The sequence below is a fragment of the Caballeronia terrestris genome (assembly GCF_001544515.1).
GTDB lineage: Bacteria > Pseudomonadota > Gammaproteobacteria > Burkholderiales > Burkholderiaceae > Caballeronia > Caballeronia terrestris.
Genome location: NZ_FCOL02000289.1, coordinates 1 through 2,200, shown reverse-complemented (window position 1 = coordinate 2,200; position 2,200 = coordinate 1). Strand labels below are relative to the sequence as shown.

General features: G+C 59.5%; 4 protein-coding genes. All 4 read left to right on the top strand.

What is annotated here, in order from left to right; genetic code table 11:
• Positions 1–228: lysozyme family protein (locus AWB67_RS42705; protein ID WP_143328482.1), on the top strand; the 228-nt coding region annotated here is incomplete at its 5' end.
• A gap of 98 nt (positions 229–326) precedes the next feature.
• Positions 327–740, top strand: a complete 414-nt coding sequence (locus tag AWB67_RS36640) for a universal stress protein (protein WP_087660718.1) — start codon at positions 327–329, stop codon at positions 738–740.
• Between the two features lie 180 nt (positions 741–920).
• Complete coding sequence (locus tag AWB67_RS36635; RefSeq protein WP_235025576.1) at positions 921–1,484, top strand: GNAT family N-acetyltransferase; 564 nt, start codon at positions 921–923, stop codon at positions 1,482–1,484.
• A gap of 20 nt (positions 1,485–1,504) precedes the next feature.
• Positions 1,505–1,876 carry a hypothetical protein gene (locus tag AWB67_RS36630; protein ID WP_087660716.1) on the top strand — a complete coding sequence of 124 codons (372 nt, stop codon included), beginning with the start codon at positions 1,505–1,507 and terminating at the stop codon, positions 1,874–1,876.
• Positions 1,877–2,200: the final 324 nt, after the last annotated feature.

The window sequence follows — 2,200 nt, the reverse complement described above, 5'->3', positions numbered from 1 at the left end:
ACCGCCACGGATCTATCGGACCCCGCTGACAACGTGCGAATCGGCTCCTTGATCCTACGCGACTATCTCGATGCGACCGGAGGCGATTTGAGTTCCGCTTTGAGACGTTACAGCGGCGGCGGCAAGGGATACGCGAAGCGGGTCGCGCAGAGGATGCGCGAGTTCGCGCGAAGCCTCAACACACCAGTCGATGATCTCGTCAAACTCGCGCTCGTCGAGCCGCGTTGACAACATTTTTATGCTGCCCTTCCAAATCTCTTCGGAGACTTGATAGCCGATCTGCTGAAATAGAAGCATACGCAGGTCGATGTCGAACGGAAGGTCACATGTTACGGTTGCTCATACCGGTAGTTCATCATGACGGCGCCCTTGAGGCCGCCCGCCACGCGGCGTTTTTATTCGCCGAGCGCTGCGTCTCCGAGGTCGAGCTGGTAGAAGTGCTCGAGCCGCTGGATCAAGGACGAACCGCCGCATTTCATTCTCACGCCGCACGCCTGCAGCATAGACTTGTGACGCTCGATGCGTTGACCCAGACATGCGCGATCCTCGACGACGCGGGCGTTCCCTACCACTGGATACGTCTATTTGGCCCGGTGGCCGAGACGATCGCCGCGCGCGCTGCGGAGAAGCAATCCGACGTCGTGCTGGTCGATGCAAGTCACCTGGGATTTTTAAGCCGATGGTGGATCCTGGCCAGGCTGTGGCGGCTCACCCGCGCGCCGGTGACGATGCTCCATTAGCCGGCACATCTGTGTTCGCACCGATGCCTTATCGACTGAAATGTGCGCTTCAAAATGCCTTCCGAAATGATCCCTCTCAGTAACAAACCCGAACCTGACCCGCACCCTGTTCTGAATCGATGCGATACGCGAAAGAGCCGCCTCTCGATTACGTATGTGGCGCGCGGTCAATGTCACGTGATGCTCAGACGTTTCGATCCCGCACGCGATTCTTTTGACGAATTGACCGGAATGCTGCATCGAGCGTTTGCGCCGCTTGGCGAGATGGGCCTCAATTGCACGTGTGTGGACCAGTCCGTCGCGCTCACCCGCGAGCGGGTGGCTCGAGGCACTTGCTATATCGCGGTATGCAAAGGCCGGATAGTCGGAACGATGACCTTGTATGTACGCGACCCGTACTCCTGCTGCGAGCTTTACGGCAGGGGTGACGTCGCCAGCATTCGCCAGTTTGGTGTCGATCCCGCACATCAGGGGAGGGGAATCGGGAAGCTGATGCTCGCTTTCGCGGAGCACTGGGTGGCTGCCCGCGGGTATGCAGAACTGGCACTGGATACGCCGCAGCCCGCGGCTCATCTGATGGCGTTCTATCGCGGCCAGGGGTTTCGCATCACCGAGTTCGTCAGATTCCCGGGCAAGCGCTACAACAGCGCGATACTGAGCAAACCAGCGATCGCCTATCGTGCGCGCGCTACGTGGTCGCATCGCATTGAACTGAGCCATGCTGGCAGTGCTCGTGCGGCGTGAGGCGATTTCGAAGCGCATCGATGGCCGTCATTCAAAAAGAACGCAGGCATATTGAAACAAAATTCGGCCATGCGGCTCAGGGATTGGCAAAGGTCATTTTCGTCGTCATTTTGGCGAATCAAATCCTGACTTCGGCGTTCGTGTACGTCGTGCAGCAGATCGATCCGGGCGTACTACCTTCCGTCACCTCGTTGTTCAGCTTCGCTACGTGCGGTTTTGTGAGCTTTTGGCTTCAGGCGGATGCACGGCGCGCGTACCTCTTCGCTCGCGAAAGGGGCTGCGTCACTCCCGCCGATAAGACGGGCCGAGCACTCGCAATCTCTGTTGATTGTCCAAAGCGATGGCTCGTCGTACTGCATATCGAGCTGAATCCGAGGTTGGTAGCCATCTAACGCTGGGTCACGAGACTTGGGAAGACCGCCCGCCTCGATGGACATTGGAAACGTGTCGGTGTTGTACAAGAGATGGAGGTGGCCGCCGCGCAAAGGGACTTGCGTGACGCGAGAGCCACGCGTGGCGGGGCGCCAGCATTCGCCACAGAGCACGTGGCTGGCCTCGTTCTGACCGCCCCGAGCATCCGTGTCCAGCAGTCCTCCGCATGAACGGACGCATGCGCGCATCAGGCGATCGCGCCAACCTCTGCGACGCGTGACGCGAGCGCCGCCCTGAGTTGCTCCATCAACGCGCTCGAAGCCGCGCAAATTGGCATACACGTC